The 15,941-nt window shown below is 71.5% G+C and carries 12 protein-coding genes; 8 read left to right on the top strand and 4 right to left on the bottom strand.

Annotated features, from left to right (window positions below):
* Positions 1 to 53: 53 nt before the first annotated feature.
* Positions 54 to 491 (top strand): DUF1489 family protein, encoded by a 438-nt coding sequence (locus D3272_RS22325; protein WP_129221422.1) that lies wholly within the window; start codon positions 54 to 56, stop codon positions 489 to 491.
* Positions 492 to 533: 42 nt separating this feature from the next.
* Here the strand turns inward: D3272_RS22325 and D3272_RS22320 are convergent, their stop codons facing one another.
* Positions 534 to 1,742: a hypothetical protein gene (locus D3272_RS22320; RefSeq protein ID WP_129221421.1), complete on the bottom strand. Its 1,209-nt coding sequence runs from the start codon at positions 1,740 to 1,742 to the stop codon at positions 534 to 536.
* A 197-nt stretch (positions 1,743 to 1,939) separates the two neighbouring features.
* Here D3272_RS22320 and D3272_RS22315 point away from each other — a divergent pair, with 197 nt between their 5' ends.
* Both D3272_RS22315 and D3272_RS22310 read left to right on the top strand, forming a co-directional pair.
* Positions 1,940 to 2,662, top strand: a complete 723-nt coding sequence (locus tag D3272_RS22315; RefSeq protein WP_129221420.1) for a VWA domain-containing protein — start codon at positions 1,940 to 1,942, stop codon at positions 2,660 to 2,662.
* 10 nt (positions 2,663 to 2,672) lie between these two features.
* On the top strand, positions 2,673 to 3,425 hold the full coding sequence (locus D3272_RS22310; protein ID WP_129221419.1) for a J domain-containing protein: 753 nt from the start codon (positions 2,673 to 2,675) through the stop codon (positions 3,423 to 3,425).
* A 92-nt stretch (positions 3,426 to 3,517) separates the two neighbouring features.
* Here the strand turns inward: D3272_RS22310 and D3272_RS22305 are convergent, their stop codons facing one another.
* The gene (locus D3272_RS22305; RefSeq protein ID WP_245496727.1) at positions 3,518 to 5,302 is read right to left on the bottom strand and encodes a D-alanyl-D-alanine carboxypeptidase family protein; all 1,785 of its coding nucleotides are present in this window, start codon (positions 5,300 to 5,302) and stop codon (positions 3,518 to 3,520) included.
* A 692-nt stretch (positions 5,303 to 5,994) separates the two neighbouring features.
* Here D3272_RS22305 and clpS point away from each other — a divergent pair.
* The 5 genes from clpS (at position 5,995) to D3272_RS22280 (ending at position 12,989) form a co-directional block, all read left to right on the top strand.
* Positions 5,995 to 6,390 (top strand): ATP-dependent Clp protease adapter ClpS, encoded by a 396-nt coding sequence (clpS, locus tag D3272_RS22300; protein WP_428978010.1) that lies wholly within the window; start codon positions 5,995 to 5,997, stop codon positions 6,388 to 6,390.
* Between the two features lie 15 nt (positions 6,391 to 6,405).
* Positions 6,406 to 8,883: an ATP-dependent Clp protease ATP-binding subunit ClpA gene (clpA, locus tag D3272_RS22295; protein WP_129221418.1), complete on the top strand. Its 2,478-nt coding sequence runs from the start codon at positions 6,406 to 6,408 to the stop codon at positions 8,881 to 8,883.
* Positions 8,884 to 8,997: 114 nt separating this feature from the next.
* Entirely contained in the window at positions 8,998 to 10,194 is a 1,197-nt protein-coding gene (locus D3272_RS22290) for an Mrp/NBP35 family ATP-binding protein (RefSeq protein ID WP_129221417.1), read from the top strand.
* Between the two features lie 102 nt (positions 10,195 to 10,296).
* Positions 10,297 to 11,403, top strand: coding sequence for a TRAP transporter substrate-binding protein (locus D3272_RS22285; protein WP_129221441.1), 1,107 nt, complete (start codon positions 10,297 to 10,299; stop codon positions 11,401 to 11,403).
* A gap of 137 nt (positions 11,404 to 11,540) precedes the next feature.
* Positions 11,541 to 12,989, top strand: coding sequence for a phosphohexomutase domain-containing protein (locus tag D3272_RS22280; protein ID WP_129221416.1), 1,449 nt, complete (start codon positions 11,541 to 11,543; stop codon positions 12,987 to 12,989).
* Positions 12,990 to 13,010: 21 nt separating this feature from the next.
* Here the strand turns inward: D3272_RS22280 and D3272_RS22275 are convergent, their stop codons facing one another.
* Together D3272_RS22275 and D3272_RS22270 are read right to left on the bottom strand one after the other, a co-directional pair.
* Positions 13,011 to 14,666: a class I SAM-dependent methyltransferase gene (locus tag D3272_RS22275; RefSeq protein ID WP_165361477.1), complete on the bottom strand. Its 1,656-nt coding sequence runs from the start codon at positions 14,664 to 14,666 to the stop codon at positions 13,011 to 13,013.
* A gap of 334 nt (positions 14,667 to 15,000) precedes the next feature.
* Positions 15,001 to 15,927 (bottom strand): NAD-dependent epimerase/dehydratase family protein, encoded by a 927-nt coding sequence (locus D3272_RS22270; RefSeq protein WP_129221414.1) that lies wholly within the window; start codon positions 15,925 to 15,927, stop codon positions 15,001 to 15,003.
* Between the last annotated feature and the right edge of the window lie 14 nt (positions 15,928 to 15,941).

The raw sequence follows: 15,941 nt of genomic DNA, 5'->3' as shown, positions 1-15,941 counted from the left end.
GCGTGTCACGGGCCCGCCTTGCCCGGCCACGTGTTTGCGTCGACAAGGGCGACATGGCGCTTCACCTCCTCAAACTCTGCGTCGGCGCCGAATCGATCGCCGATCTCGACGGTTGGATCGCGTCGCGCCTCGCCGACCAGAGGCGCTCCGGCAGCCCTGCGGAACATCGCCACACCACCCGCATGGTGCCCAAGCGCGTCGTCGAGCTTCTGGACGGCGGCTCGCTCTTCTGGGTCATCAAGGGCCAGGTCGCGGCTCGGCAGCGGCTGCTCGACGTGCGACCGTTCACCGACGGCGAGGGCGTCGGCCGCTGCCACCTCGTGCTCGAACCCGAGGTCGTCGCCGTGGAGGCGAGGCCCTGCCGTCCCTTCCAGGGCTGGCGCTACCTCGATCCCCTGACGGCGCCGCCGGACGCCGGCCGGGGCCCGGCCGACATCGTCGCGCTGCCGGAAGCGCTGCGCCGCGAATTGCGCGACCTCGGGCTGCTGTGAGGCCGGCGACAGCCGGGCAGGGGCGTCAGTCGGGCAGGAGCGTCAGCCGGGCAGGGGCGTCAGGCCCGAAGCGCCCAGCAGGCGGAACAAGAGGCCGGGGATCAGCGCGCTCCTGTCGGGGAACTGGAAGTGCACGACCTGCCAGGTCGAGGCGTAGAGGGCCAGCAGGGCCGCCCGCACGACGAGGCCTTCGAGGGTCGGGCGCGGGGCGGCGGCCTGCGGGCGATCCCGGGTCACCGACCAGTAGGCCAGGAACGCGGCCGTCACGGCGAGGGTGATGTAGCGGCCCCAATCGGCGGTGACGACCAGGGGGAAGGCGGCGCTCACCAGGCCCAGGGCGGCCACCGTGGTGGCCAGCGGCTCCAGCCGCCGCGGCGGGTGCCGCAGGCCTAGGAGCGCGAGCGGCAGGGCGGCGAGGAGGGCCGCCAGCGCGTAGCCGCGCAGGTTCGGCAGCGTTGCGCGGGCGGTGGCGAGCGCCTGCCCGAAGCCGAAGTTGAGGCAACAGAGCGCGCCCGTGCTGTCGCTGGTGAAGGGCGCGTGATCCCACGAGGCCGCGATGGCGGCCGTATCGACTTTCGGCGCCAGCAGGGTGAGGGCGAGGCACCCGAGCGTGTAGGCGGCCGCGGCCGCGGCGGCGCCGAGGCGCCAGCGGACCGCGGTGTCGCGCCACCGGGCCAGCAGCACGGCGGCGACGAGCGGATAGTAGAACCAGGCGATCTCGACGAGCAGCCCGGCCACCAGGAAGATCGCCATGGTGCCGGCCAGCGCGACCCCCGGCCGGCGACAGGAGCGCACCAGCATGAGGGCGGCCACGACGGCGGCGAGCACGAAGGCGTCCTTGCGGCCGAAGGCCGCCGGGTTGAGCAGGGGAAACAGCCCGCCGGCGGGCGAAAGCAGGAACAGCAGCCCGGCGAAGCGCTCCGGCAGGCGCAGCACCAGGATCAGGCCGGCGCTGGAGAAGAGGTAGGCGGCCGAGACCGCGTCCACCACGAGGCGTGCGGGCGAGATCACCCCTTGCAGGCGGAAGGCCGCCTCGCCCAGCAGGCCGCGCTTCACGAAGCCGCCCTGGTAGTCCACCAGAAGTTCCGACCAGGACCAGGTCCAGGGATAGGCGTGGAGGAGCCCGCGCGCCGCGACGACCTGCGCCGTCCAGAACGCCGCCAGCACCGCCAACAGCAGTGCGGTCCGGAGCAGCCGGGCGCGAGCCGGCCGCGTCACCATCGCGTCTCGCGCCATCGCGGGGTCGGGCAAGCGGGCCTCGCAGGTCGGCAGGGCAGGGACGGTGCCCCGGGGCCGACCGCGGCGGGGCTCGACGTCGGGGTTGGCGGCGCCACGCCGCCGATGTCAAGCCGCGTCGCCGCGGGTGTGCGGCGGAGGGGCGGCTTGCGGTAGGGCCTGGGCTGCACGATGTTGGAAGCGTCTCCCCCCGTGACGAACGAGGATCCGCCTTGCCGCCGACCGACGATCGCCGCGCCGTTCCATCCTCGACGGGTTCCGGCCGGGCCGCGGTCGACGCCTTCCTCGACCACACGCGTCGGGCCCCGGTGCCGCAGGCGGCGAGCGGCCGCGGCCGGCTCATCTTTGCGCTCGACGCCACCATGAGCCGCCAGCCGACCTGGGACGTCGCCATCGGCCTGCAGGCCAAGATGTTCGACACCACGGCGTCACTCGGCGGGCTCGACGTCCAGCTCGTGTATTTCCGCGGGCTGCACGAGTGCAAGGCTTCCGCCTTCGTCTCGGGCGGCGCCGGACTCGACCGTCTCATGAGCCGCATCCGCGTCGAGGGCGGCAACACGCAGATCGGCCGCGTGCTCGACCATGCCGGCGACGAGGCCCGCCGGGCCCGCACCGGGGCGCTGGTCTACGTCGGGGACTGCGTCGAGGAGCGGGTCGACCCGCTCTGCGCCAAGGCCGGCGAGCTGGCGCTGCTGGGCCTGAAGTGCTTCATGTTCCACGAGGGTCGGGACCGGGCCGCCGAGCGCTGCTTCAAGGAGATCGCCCGCTTGACGGGCGGCGCCTACGCGGCCTTCGACGCCACCGCCCCGGCGCGGCTCGGCCGCCTGCTGGCCGCGGCTGCCGCCTATGCGGCCGGCGGCGCGCTCGCGCTCGAAGCGCAGAGTCGCACCGGCGACGCAGACGCCGCCAAACTCCTCCTGTCGCAGATCCGCTGAGCCCCCGACGATGCCGCTTATCCCTCTCCTGGCCGGCCTGGTGCTGTTCTGGATCGGCTCCATGCTGGTGCGTGAGTTCCTCAACGCGGCCCCGGCCGTGGTGGCGCGGCGCATGAAGCAGGGCGGCGGCACGGTGCTGCTCGTCTTCGCGCTGCTGCTGCTCGTGAAGGGCCAGGTCGGCACGGCGCTGGGCTTCGGCGCCCTCGGCTTCTGGCTGCTGACCGGCCGTCGCGCTTCCCTCTTCGGCGGCGCCCGTCGCCGGGCCGGCCCGGGGGCCGCCGGCAAGTCCCGCGTGTCGCGGGTCCGCTCCGCCACGATCGAGATGGAGCTCGACCATTCCAGCGGGGTCATGAGCGGCCTGGTGCTGGCCGGGCCCTTCGAAGGCGCGCCGCTCGCCCAGCTCGACCGCGACAGCCTGTCCTCGCTCTACGACTTCTGCCAGTCGGCGGACGCCGAGGGCGCCCGGCTGCTAGAGGCATATTTCGACCGCCGGTTTCCCGGCTGGCGTGGAGCAGCACAGGACAAGCCGCACCCGGGGAGCGCCGGCCCGGGCCCGGGCCCGCGCCGCGGCACGCGCTCGGGCGCGATGTCGGAGGAAGAGGCCTGCCAGCTTCTCGGCCTCGCGAAGGGCGCGAGCCGGGAGGAGGTCGCGCGCGCGCACCGGAGCGTGATGAAGACGGCCCATCCCGACCACGGCGGCTCCACCGATCTGGCGGCCCGGGTGAATGAAGCCAAAGATGTCCTGATGCGTCGACATCAGTGATGTTCCGCTGGGAGGGATGATGGGATGGGGTGGCTGGCGCGGGCTGGCCGCGCGGGTGCCTCGGACCGGGCGTGACGCGGGCCGAGGCCCGGTCAGTCGCGCGTGGCGAAGCAGGCGAAGCCCGACCGTTTGAGGGTCTTGCAGGCCAGTTCGGCCTCGGCCGGCTCCAGGCCGGCGAAACGGGCCCGGTAGAGGGTCGCGTCGCCCTTCTGCACCTTTTCGGTGAAGGGCCGTGCCGAGGCCAGGGCCGAGCGGCTCTCGTTGCGGGCGCGGCTCAGCAGCTCCGCCGCGGCACCCGGGTTGTCGGTGGCGCCGATCTGGATGACGACGCCGCCACGCGCGCCGGCCGGGCCGCGGGCGTCGGTGGGGGACGGCCCGGCCGTCTCGCGCGGCCCGGGCGTCGTGTCGGTGCGGTCCTCCGAGGCCGGGCCGAAGCTGATCGGCGCGGCCCGGCTCGCCTGGGCGACCTTCACGTCGGGCCCGCTCGGCCCGAGCCGGACCGGCTGCGGCCCCGTGACCCAGCGGAGGCTCGAGGGCGTGGCCGTGGCGACGGCGGCACCGGTCGAGGCGGCCGCCACCGTGCGCCGGTTGGTGGAACCGTCCGGCGCCAGCTTGCCGGCGGCGCGGGCCTGGTCGGGGAGCCGCGGGGCGCCGGCGATGAAGGCCGGGCGTGGCCGGTCGTCGGCGCTGCGGGCGAGGCGCACCCGCTCGGGCGCGCGCTCGGGCACCGGCACCGCCATCTCGGGCGCGATCAGGCTCGGGCCGCGCGGGATGCGGCGCTCGACCGGCAACGGCACGGGCTCGTCGTCGGGCGCGTTCTCGGCCGCGTCGTCGTCGCCGTCGGCGATCTCGACCGGCGGCCGGCGCGGCGTCGCGCGCTCGACCGGGGGCGGGGACGGCACCTCGCGATGCGGCGGCTCCGCGGCTTCCTCCACCGGGCTGCCCTCGGCGACATGGCTGGCGGGACCGGCCTGGGCTTCCTCGAAATGCGATTCCAGCAGGCCCTGCATGACGTTGTCGCGGCTGGCCGCGGACTTGCCGCCCATCACCACCGCCACCACGTGCCGGCCGCCGCGCTGGATGGAGCTCAGCAGGTTGAAGCCCGACGCGTTGGTGTAGCCGGTCTTGATGCCGTCCATGCCCTGCATCCGGGCCATGAGGTGGTTGTGGCTGGTGATCACTTCACCGCGGTAGACGAAGCTCGGCGTCGAGAAATACCGGTAGTAGTGCGGGAAGCGGTCGTGGATGGCGCGGCCCAGGATCGTCAGGTCGCGTGCGGTGGTGATCTGCCGCATGTCGGGCAGCCCGGACGCGTTGTGGTAGAAGGTGTGGTGCATGCCGAGCGCATGGGCCTTGGCGGTCATCAGCTTGGCGAAGGTGAGTTCGTCGCCGGCGAGGTTCTCCGCCACCGTCACCGCCATGTCGTTGGCCGACCGGGTGACGATGGCCTTGATGGCGGTCTCGACCGTCACGCTTCCGCCCGCCGGCACGCCGAGCTTGGTGGGGGACTGACCGGCCGCATGCGCCGACACCTGGAGCGGCGTGTCGAGGCCGATCCTGCCCTTCTCCATCTGCTCGAACAGCAGGAACAGCGTCATCACCTTGGTGATCGAGGCGGGGTGGCGCGGCGCGTCCTCGTTGACCCCGTAGAGTTCGCGGCCCGAATTGGCGTCGATCACGATGGCGGAGAAGTTCGGAGCCGTGCCGCCGAGCGCCGCCCGGGCGGCATGGGCGACATGCGGGTTATGGGCGAAGCGATGAAAGGCGTGCCGCCCGCGGGCCTCTGCCGGTGCACCCCCCGCCAGAAGCGCCAGGGCCATGGTGGCGGCCGGAACGAGACGTCCAACGCGATACTTCTTGACGCCACGCACGACCATGAAACTCATCCCCGCTGGCCAGGCCCGCCCCGCGATCGGCTATCGCCGCCGCAGGGCCGGTCAGGTTCTCGCGATGGTCGATCCCGGTCCGTCGCCCGACGAGGGGCGCCACCCGTGATCGAAAGGGCACAGTCTGGGAGGCTAGGGGATCGCGGTTACACGGCGGTTAACGGGGGGTAGCCCGGTGCACTCGCATTGGTCGTATCTGCCGCATCGCACAAAACGACGTGACGGTATTGTGCGCTGCACATGGATCGCGGATCGGTCCTGGTCGCCACCGGCCGACGCCCGATTGCGAAAGGGAGACGGCACCTCTTCTGCGACGTCGCGCTGAACGTCGGCGCGGCGGTCCGGCGCGCCCGGACCGCATCGTGCTGCGATGGAGGGCCCCGCCATCGCGGCGGCCTTCGGCGTCTCGGGGCTTGCGACGTCGAGAGCCCGGCGAGCGCCGGGAAATGCGGCACGAAGGCTGCATTCCTGCCGGCCGGCCGGGCCGGCAAGGCCTCGATCGAGCCACGATCGCCCCCGAAACTCGCCTGCGTCGGTGGCGTGTCGGGACCGTCACGGGATTTTCAAGGATGACGAAGCGTCTCTGTCCTCCCCCTAGCGAAGCGGGAATCCGAGCCGTACATTGGGACACGAAGGAACGAGGCTTCTCCGCTTCGCCCATCGCCGACGAGGATATCTGGACCGTGCCTGTTCGTTCGACCGAGGATGTCCGTACCCGACCCGCCGCTCGACCGAGCGTCGCCGGGCCGGCCGGCCCCAAGGAGCCGCGGCGGGGCGGCGACGGGAGCGGGACTGCGGTCATCACCCGGCCGAAGACCCTGACCAAGCGGCCCAGCATGTACCGCGTGCTGCTCCTCAACGACGATTACACCCCGCAGGAATTCGTCGTCGAGGTGCTGCGGATCTACTTCAACAAGGGGGCGGATGACGCCAACCGCATCATGCTGCACGTCCATCACCACGGCGTCGGCGAATGCGGGGTGTTCACCTACGAGGTCGCCGAGACCAAGGTCACGCAAGTGATGGATTTCGCGCGCAAGCACCAGCATCCCTTGCAATGCATCATGGAAAAGAAGTGAAAGGCGGTCGCCATCATGCCAGCGTTTTCCCGCTCACTCGAACAGTCACTGCATCGCGCCCTGGCCCTGGCCAACGATCGGCACCATGAATATGCGACGCTCGAACACCTCCTCCTGTCGCTGATCGACGACACCGACGCCGCCGCGGTGCTGAAGGCGTGCTCGGTGGACGTCGAAATGCTGAAGAAGCAGGTCGTCGACTACATCGAGCACGAACTCGAGAACCTCGTGTCGGACGGCCGCGACGACGCGAAGCCGACGGCCGGCTTCCAGCGCGTGATCCAGCGCGCCCACATCCACGTGCAGTCGTCGGGGCGCGAGGAGGTGACGGGCGCCAACGTGCTCGTCGCCATCTTCGCCGAGCGCGAGTCGCATGCCGCCTACTTCCTGCAGGAGCAGGACATGACGCGCTACGACGCCGTGAACTACATCAGCCACGGCATCGCCAAGCGCCCCGGCATGTCGGATTCGTCGAAGTCGCCGCGCGGCGCCGACGAGGACGACCACCGCGACGGCAAGGAGAGCAAGGAGGGCTCCGACTCCAAGAAGAAGGACGGGGCGCTCGAGGCCTATTGCGTCAACCTCAACAAGAAGGCCAAGGACGGGCGCATCGACCCGCTCATCGGCCGCTCGGCCGAGGTCGACCGCACCATCCAGGTCCTGTGCCGGCGCCAGAAGAACAACCCGCTGCTGGTGGGCGAGCCGGGCGTCGGCAAGACCGCCATCGCCGAGGGCCTCGCCCGCAAGATCATCAAGAGCGAGGTCCCCGAGGTTCTCGCCGACGCCACCGTGTTCTCGCTCGACATGGGCACGCTGCTCGCCGGCACCCGCTACCGCGGCGACTTCGAGGAGCGGCTGAAGCAGGTGATGAAGGAGATCGAGCAGCACAAGAACGCGATCCTCTTCATCGACGAGATTCACACCGTGATCGGTGCCGGTGCCACTTCGGGCGGCGCCATGGACGCCTCGAACCTCCTGAAGCCGGCCCTGGCCCAGGGCTCGCTGCGCTGCATCGGCTCGACCACCTACAAGGAATACCGCCAGTATTTCGAGAAGGACCGTGCCCTCGTCCGCCGCTTCCAGAAGATCGACGTCAACGAGCCGTCGATCCCGGACGCCGTCGAGATCATGAAGGGCCTCAAGCCCTACTACGAGGAATTCCACAAGGTTAAGTTCACCACCGAGGCCGTGCAGGCCGCCGTGGAGCTGTCGGCCCGCTACATCAACGACCGCAAGCTGCCCGACAAGGCGATCGACGTGATCGACGAGACGGGCGCCAGCCAGATGCTGCTGCCCGAGAAGAACCGCAAGAAGACGATCGGCATCAAGGAGATCGAGGCCACCATCGCGTCGATGGCCCGAATCCCGCCCAAGACCGTGTCCAAGGACGACGCCGAGGTGCTGGGCCACCTCGACGAGAATCTGAAGCGCGTCGTCTACGGGCAGGACAAGGCGATCGATGCCCTGACCTCCGCCATCAAGCTGGCCCGCGCCGGCCTGCGCGACGGCGAGAAGCCGATCGGCTCCTACCTGTTCTCGGGACCCACCGGCGTCGGCAAGACCGAAGCCGCGAAGCAGCTGGCCGCCTCGCTGGGCGTCGAGCTGATCCGCTTCGACATGTCGGAATACATGGAGCGCCACACGATCAGCCGGCTGATCGGCGCCCCTCCCGGCTACGTCGGCTTCGACCAGGGCGGGCTGCTGACCGACGGCATCGACCAGCATCCGCATTGCGTGCTGCTGCTCGACGAGATCGAGAAGGCTCATCCGGACCTTTACAACATCCTGTTGCAGGTGATGGACCACGGCAAGCTGACCGACCACAACGGCAAGGCGGTCGACTTCCGCAACGTGATCCTGATCATGACCACGAATGCCGGCGCCGCCGACATGGCCCGCGAAGCCTTCGGCTTCACCCGGGCCAAGCGCGAGGGCGAGGACCTCGAGGCCATCAACAAGATGTTCACGCCGGAGTTCAGGAACCGGCTCGACGCCATCGTGCCCTTCGGCCGCCTCCCCGAGGAGGTCATCTCCAAGGTCGTCGACAAGTTCATCCTGCAGCTCGAAGCCCAGCTCGCCGACCGCAACGTCACGGTGGAGCTCACCGACGAGGCCCGCGCCTGGCTGGTGGAGCACGGCTACGACGAGGCGATGGGGGCGCGGCCGATGGCCCGCGTCATCCAGAAGGTCATCAAGACGCCGCTCGCCGACGAGGTCCTGTTCGGCAAACTGAAGAACGGCGGCGCCGTGAAGATCGTGGTGGTGTCGGACGACGCCGGAACCAAGACCCTCGACTTCGTCTACCCGGAGGGCCCGGTGCTGCCGCGGCCGGAGCGCGACATCGTCGAGGCCGGCAAGAAGCGGGACCCTGAAGGCAAGCGCGCCAAGGGCAAGGCCGCGGCGGACGAGGGCGGGGAGGGCGACGAGCCCGAGGCGCCGTCGTCGGAAGCCGGCGGCGGCGGGTCGGTGCCCAAGGTGCCGCTAAAGCTGTGACGCCGGGCGAGCGTTCCGCCGCGGGTCGCGCGGCGGGTCGCTCTCCTGTAGGACTGCGCGAAACCACACCCGCCCGGGCGACGTCCGGGCGGGTCTTCTCTTGATCGGAACACCATGCCGTCTCAACAGGATGTCGTCGCGGCGCTGGCCGGAATCATGGGCCCCGACGGGCGCACGCCGCTGCCGCAATCGGGTGTGCTCGGCGGCGTCGTCGTGCGCGAAGACCGGGTCTTCGTGTCGCTGGAAGTGCAGGCGGTGCGGGCCGCCGAAGCCGAGCCGATGCGGGCGGCCGTGGAACGGGCCGTGTCGGCCCTGCCGGGGGTCGGCAAGGCCTTCGTCACCTTGACCACGCCGTCGAAGGGCGAGGCCGGCGCCGCGCCGCGCCCGGCGCCGACCCCTGCACCGACCCCTGCACATGACCATGGCCACCACCATGGGCACGACCACGGCCATTCCCATGCCGCCGCCGCGCCGGGCCCCGGTCCCAAGGCCCAGGCCGCCCGCACCGCGCAGGGCGTGCCCGGCGTGAGGACCATCATCGCGGTGGCGTCGGGCAAGGGCGGCGTGGGCAAGTCCACCACGTCGGCCAACCTCGCACTGGCGCTGCGCAACCTCGGCCAGAAGGTGGCGGTGCTCGATGCCGACATCTACGGCCCCTCCATGCCGCGGCTCTTCGGCCTGAAGCAGAAGCCCGAGGTGATCGAGGGCAAGACCATGCGGCCGCTCGAGGCCTTCGGCCTCAAGATCATGTCGATCGGCTTCCTCGTCGAGGAGGAGACGCCGATGATCTGGCGCGGCCCGATGGTGATGTCGGCCATCACCCAGATGCTGCGCGAGGTGGCCTGGGGCGACGTCGACATCATGGTGGTCGACATGCCCCCCGGCACCGGCGACGCCCAGCTCACCATGGCGCAATCGGTGCCGCTGGCGGGCTCCGTCATCGTCTCGACGCCCCAGGACCTCGCCCTGATCGACGCGCGGCGCGGCATCGCCATGTTCCGCCGCACGGAAGTGCCGATCCTCGGCATCGTCGAGAACATGAGCACGTTCGTCTGCCCGCACTGCGGGACCAAGACCGACATCTTCTCGCACGGCGGCGCCCAGCACGAGGCCGAACGGCTCGGCGTGCCCTATCTCGGCGAGGTGCCGCTGGCCCTGCCGATCCGGGAAACCTCGGATGCCGGCCGGCCCATCGTGGTGGCGGACCCGCAGGGGCCGCATGCCCAGGCCTACATGGGGATCGCGCAGAGATTGATGGCCACGCTGCAGGGCTCGCGCAGCAGGCCCGCGCCGCGCATCGTCACTGAATAATAAACGTTCACCTCTGGCCTTCGACCGCGGCCCCAGGCAATCTGGGAGCCTCGGGCAGGCGGCCGGTTGCCGTGGCAAGGGAGGTCCGTCATGGGCGAGCGCATCGGGCGGCGGCGGTTCGTGACCGCGGCGGCACTGTCGGCCGCGGGGCTGGCGGCCGGGGGCGCCGGCCCGGCCCGCGCCGCCGAAGCGCCGGAGGTGACGTGGCGCCTCACCTCGAGCTTCCCGAAATCGCTCGACCTCCTCTACGGCGGCGCCGAACTCTTCGCCCGCCAGGTGGGCGACATCACGGGCGGGCGGTTCCGCATCGACGTGTTCCCGCCCGGCGACATCGTGCCGGGCCTGCAGGCGCTCGACGCCGTCCAGGCCGGGACCGTGGACGCCTGCCAGACGCAGCTCGACTATGCCTATGGCAAGGACCCGGCCTTCGCCATCCCGACGGCCTTCCCCTTCGGCATGAACGCCCGCGAGCAGGCCGCCTATGCGCTGGACGGCGGCGGCAACGACCTCACCAACGCGCTCCTCGCCGACTACGGCGCCATCGGCTACCCGGCGGGTAATACCGGCGCCCAGATGGGGGGCTTCTTCCGCCGCGAGATCAAGACAGCGGGCGACCTCGCTGGGCTCAGGATCCGGGCGGGCGGCCTCGCCGGCCGGGTGCTGCAGAAGCTCGGTGCCGTGCCGGAACAGACGGCACGGAGCGAGATCGTGGCGGCGCTGCAGGGCGGCACGCTCGACGGCGTCACCTGGGTCGGCCCCTACGACGATGCCAAGATCGACGACACCGGAAAGCTGCAGAAGGCCGCGCCCTTCTACTATTACCCGGGGTGGTGGCGCGGGGGCTCGATGATCCACGTGGCCTTCAACAAGGCGAGGCACGATGCCCTGCCGGAAGCCTTCCGGGCGGCGCTGCGCACGGCGGCGCTGTCGACCCACCTGCAGGTGCAGGCCTCCTACGATGCCGCCAACCCTGCCGCGCTGAAGCGGCTGGTGATCGCGGGCGCGGAACTGCGGGCCTTCCCGCAGGACCTGCTCGAGGCGGCATTCAAGGCCGCCGGGGACGTCTATCGCGAGATCTCGGACGTCAATCCACGCTTCAAATCCATGCTCGACGCCGCCATGGCCTTCCGGGCCGACCAGTACCTGTGGTGGCAGGTGAGCGAATACACGTTCGACAACTTCATGATCCGCCAGCGCGCCAGGGGTTGACCGGTCCGGGTCGAGCAGGCTGGGCCCGTGCAGGCTTGACCGGGCCGACCGAGCTTCGAGTTCCCATCGCGGCCGAAATCGAATATCGCCAACCGAACATCGCCTCGTCGTTCCCGGGCGATGGTGGAGCGTGGTCGATGAGCAGTCTAAAATTCGGAACGAGCGGCCTGCGCGGGCTCGTCAGCGATCTCGTCGGCGGCCCCTCCTACGATTACACGCTGGCTTTCATCGCGGCGCTGGGTCCCAGCGGCGGCGCCCCGGGCACGCCCGTGCTGATCGGGCGCGACCTGCGGTCCAGCAGCCCCGCCATCGCGGATGCGGTCGCGGCCGCGGTGCGGGACGCGGGCCTGCGCCCGCTCGACTGCGGGCCGCTGCCCACGCCCGCCCTCGCCCTCGAGGCGCTGCGGCGCGGCTGGCCGGCCGTGATGGTGACGGGCAGCCACATCCCGGACGACCGCAACGGCCTGAAGTTCTACACGGCCGCCGGCGAGATCACCAAGGCCGACGAGGCCGCCATCAATGGCGCCTTCCGGACGACCGGCGTCACGCCGGCGGCGGGACGGGCCGAACCCCACCCCGACGCGCTCGGGCGTTTCCGCGCCCGCTGCATCGCGGCCCTGGCGCCGGACGCGCTGCGGGGCCTGCGCGTCGGCGTCTACCAGCAGAGTTCCGTTGCGCGCGACCTCCTCGTCGAGGTCGTGGGCGCGCTGGGCGGCGAACCCGTGCCCTTCGGCTGGGCCGACGCCTTCATCCCCGTCGACACCGAGGCCCATCGGCCGGAGGACCTGGCGACGCTGAAGGCGGCGGCCGCCGAGGGCACGCTCGACGCCATCGTCACCACGGACGGCGACGGCGACCGCCCGCTCATCGCCGACGGCACGGGCCGGGTGCTGCCGGGCGACGTCGTCGGGCTGATCGCTTCGCGCCACCTCGGCGTCGCGGCCGTGGCGGTGCCGGTGACGGCGGGCTCGGCCATCGAGGCGAGCGGCGGCTTCGCGCGCGTGGTCCGCACCCGTGTCGGCTCCCCCTTCGTCATCGCCGGCATGGAGCAGGCCCTGGCGGACGGGCTCGCGCCCGTGGCGGGCTTCGAGTCCAACGGCGGCTACCTCTTGGGCTCGGCCCTCCAGGTCGACGGCCGCACCATCGCGGCCCTGCCGACGCGCGACAGCATCCTGCCCATCCTGGCGACCCTGGCGGCTGCCCGCGCCGCCGGCCGCTCCCTGGCCGACGTCGTGGCCGGCCTCGGCTTCCGGCCCACCGCCAGCCACCGCCTGCAGGAGGTGCCGGCCGAGCGCTCGGCCGCCTTCCTGGCGGGGCTGCGCGACGCCGGCCTGCGGGACGCCTTCCTGGCGCCGGTCGGCCGTGCGGTCGGGCTCGACGAGATCGACGGCCTGCGAATCCGCCTCGACGGCGACCGCGTCATCCACTTCCGCGCGTCCGGCAACGCGCCGGAACTGCGCTGCTACGCCGAGGCCGCCGGGCCGGGCGAGGCCGAGCGCCTCGTGGCCTGGGGACTCGAGGCGGCGGGTGCCGCGATGGCCGGGCAGCCGGCGCAGCACGCAGGCGGCGCCGCCGGCCGCGGCTGAACCGTCTGGCCCTCCCGCCCGTCAGCGCAACGTGAGCGGGATGGACAGAGGGTGCGAGCGGCCGGCGCGGTTGCGTACCGTCGCGGTGAGGCGATGCGCGCCCAGCGCGACCGCGGACAGGTCGACATCGGCCGAGAAGGCCGTCTGCGGCACATCCCAGTCGCGGTAGGGCTGACCGGGATCGAAGGCGACCGTCGCGGCCACGGGCTGGCCGTCCACATCGACGGTGAGGCTGGCGGGTGCGTCCCCCCGGAACACGATCCAGCCCTCGATCCTGTGCGGGCCGGCCGTGGGGAGATCGAGACCGTAGCTGTCGCGGAAGGGGCGCCCGGCGTCGAACTGCGGCAGGATGGAGCCGAAGGCGTCGGCATCGAAGGGCTGTTCGGTGCCCAGCTTCAGCACCGGGATTTCGGTGCGGATGGGAGCGCCCATCGCCGGTTTGCGCATGACGCAGAACGATTGGTAGTTCATCAGGCCGTCGATGGCGATGTAGTCGATGTCGAAGAGCGAGCCCCAGAAGGCCTTCAGCCACTCCGGCGACACGAAGATCATCGGCCCGCCGTCGTTCCAGTTCTGGTGCGGTCCCTTGACGTACATGCCGAAGTCGGCGCCGCGCGTCCAGTAGGGCTCGCCCAGCATGTCCATCATGGGGGTGGGACCCAGGAAGGTGACGAAGACGGTGCCGCCGGGCTTGAGGATGCGGCGGATCTCCATCAGCCACTGGTGCCAGGTCGAGTGGATGTGGCTGAGGACGGAGACGGCGTAGACGAGGTCGAAGCTGTCCGACTCGAGCGGGATCGTCGGCTCCTCGCCGATCTGGAAGAAGCGGAACGGCGGCGACAGGTTCTGCACCGACCACCGGATGCTGGGCCCGTCGATGTCGCAGCCCCAGAACTCGGCGCGCTGCGCCTCGGGCGCGAAATGGCGGATGGCCCGCCCGACGCCCGAACCGAAGTCGAGGCAGCGGATCCCGTCCCAGCGGAAATCTCCGGGGAGGGCCCGCACGATGGCGTCGCGGATGGCCCGGCCGCTGGCGTCGAAATCCTCCAGCGTCACGGAGCCGATCCGCTGTGCGAGGCGCAACGGCGGCAGCGGCAGGCCCCCGCCGGGGCCGGGTGGGTCGGGCGTCAGCAGCGGGAAATGCACGTGGTCGGCCCTCGGGCCGCGGAACAAGGCCGCGGCCGGGCCGGTGAGGGCCTGGCGCTTGGCCCGCACCCCGACCTCGAAGGCCTCCGCCTCGTCGTAGGGCACGGCGATGCGCCCCTCGTGCCGCCCGAAACGGAGGTAATGGACCAGCGGATCGATGTCGGCGGCGGCGATCTCGGGGTTCTGCGCGAGGTAATAGGCGGTGTCGAAGCCGGGCCCGATGCTGCGGCCCTCGGCGCAGCCGGTCACGAGATAGTGCAGCAGCGGATTCATCCCGGCGGCGCGCACGTCCGGGTTGGCGTCGAGGTAGTGGCGCGTGCTGAAGACCGGGTTGGGATCGTGCCCCAGATCCGCGCCCGTGGCGGCGTAGTGCGCGGCCGCGTCGAGGCCGGAGGCCCGGAAGTCGGCATAGGTGTCGCGGTACCAGGCGTCGTCGACGAGGCCGCTGTCGCGGAGGCGCTCGGCGAGGCTGGGCTCCGCCGCCGCCGCGCCCGCGTCGGCCTTGTGGCGTCGTGGCGACCATCGAGCCATGCGTCCGTCTCCTCGGGCCGGTCCAGGCGCCGGCTGGCGTTTGCCTACCCCAAGGTCATGGGAATTGGAACGGAGCATGGACCGGCTCGTATCGCCGACGCATGTGACGGGGCTGCGCGATCCCGCATCGCCTCGCAGTTCACCGGTCCATGGGAGCCCATGACGTTTGGCCGGTCGCCCGGGCAGCTCTGCGCTCGAGGCGCGCGACCTCGTTCCGAACGGCTGCTTCGTCGCATGGACCTCGCCATCCTGCCATCGGCGGCCGGGTGCGGCTTCGGCCCGCTCGCCTGCATCGCCCGGCGACACGTCGCCGGTCCGTCGTCAGGGCAGGCGCTCAGCCCCGCCGATGGTCGTCGAGGACGTCGCCGAGCGTCTCGTCCCAAGGAATCCGCGGTCGCCAACCGAGGAGGCGTCCGGCCAGGGTGGCGTCGCCTGCCGCCACCGGTACATCGCTCGGCCTCATCAAGCCCTGGTCTCGCTCGACCCGAATGGCGATGCGAGCGAGGCCGAGCAGGGTGTCGAGGATGTCGCCGATGCGCCGCGGCTGTCCCGACGCCACATTGAGCACGACGCCTCGCGGCAGCGACGGTGCCGTGACGGCGAGCAGATAGGCCTCGACGACATCGCGGACGTCGAGGAAGTCACGCCGCGCGTCGAGATTGCCGACATGCATCACCGGCTCTCGCTCGCCGCGCTCGGCCGCGGCGATCTGCGCGGCGAAGGCCGGCACGACGAAGCTCGTGGCCTGCCCCGGGCCGGTGTGGTTGAAGGGGCGGAAGCGCACGGCGTTCAGCCCCGCTTCGGCCATCTCGCCCAGCAGCAGGTCGGCGGCGGCCTTGGTGGTGGCATAGGGGTTGAGCGGCGCCAGCGCCGCGGTCTCGTCCACCCGGCCGCCGGCCGCCTTGAAGGAGCCGCCGTAGACTTCCGACGAGCCGGCCTGGATGAAGCGCGCCTCGGGAGCGTGCCGCATCACGGCCTGGGCGAGGTTGAGGGTGCCGAACAGGTTGGTGTCCCAGGCGACGCGCGTTTCGGCGCGCGCCCGGACGGGAGACGACATGCCCGCGAGGTGGATCACCGCCGTCGGGCGGAGCGATCCGATCAGCGCGTCGACGTCCGCCTCCCGCGTGACGTCGAGGGTCACACCGCCGGCACCTGCCGCCACCACGGTGGCATCCGGCAGTGCCGCGGCGAGACGACCCGTCATCCAGCGCCCGACGAAGCCGCCCGCGCCCGTGACGAGGATCCGATCCGGCCCCTGCATGCTGGTCGCGCCGC

Source organism: Lichenibacterium ramalinae, assembly GCF_004137085.1.
GTDB lineage: Bacteria > Pseudomonadota > Alphaproteobacteria > Rhizobiales > Beijerinckiaceae > Lichenihabitans > Lichenihabitans ramalinae.
The sequence above is the reverse complement of the archived record's forward strand: the minus strand, read 5'-3'. Positions and strand labels throughout refer to the sequence as shown.